At 31.3% G+C, this 316-nt stretch carries 1 protein-coding gene; it reads right to left on the bottom strand.

The features are described from left to right. Nucleotides 1–229: 229 nt before the first annotated feature. The gene (locus tag AOA60_RS34700) at nt 230–304 is read right to left on the bottom strand and encodes a DUF418 domain-containing protein (protein ID WP_368731582.1); all 75 of its coding nucleotides are present in this window, start codon (nt 302–304) and stop codon (nt 230–232) included. Nucleotides 305–316: the final 12 nt, after the last annotated feature.

Raw genomic sequence — 316 nt, 5'->3', positions numbered from 1 at the left:
CTTTGAACATAATCCCATGATCATATTCCCCTTCCCTATTCACTTTTCTCTAATCTACTATTACTAATACTAAAGTACCATAAAAATTGTCGAAATAGAATATAAATTAAAAGAAAGGTTTTTGGCAGAAGGTGCAAACCAAAAACCCTTTCACTAGAGTGAAAGGGTCCAAGATTAAATAAACCTTTCATTAAATCAAATCTTCACGTGCACGTGTTTTTAAGGTCTATTATCTATAAGTGAAACCTCGCCATAGTTTTTCTAATGGACCTATCTTAAATTTGTTAAGCCAGATTCTACTAATAACAATTTGGAA

Origin of the sequence: Pseudomonas sp. 2822-17, from assembly GCF_002742485.1 — a bacterium.
In the GTDB taxonomy this organism is placed as follows: Bacteria; Pseudomonadota; Gammaproteobacteria; order Pseudomonadales; family Pseudomonadaceae; genus Aquipseudomonas; species Aquipseudomonas cyclaminis.
This window is presented reverse-complemented; position numbering and strand designations above follow the sequence as displayed.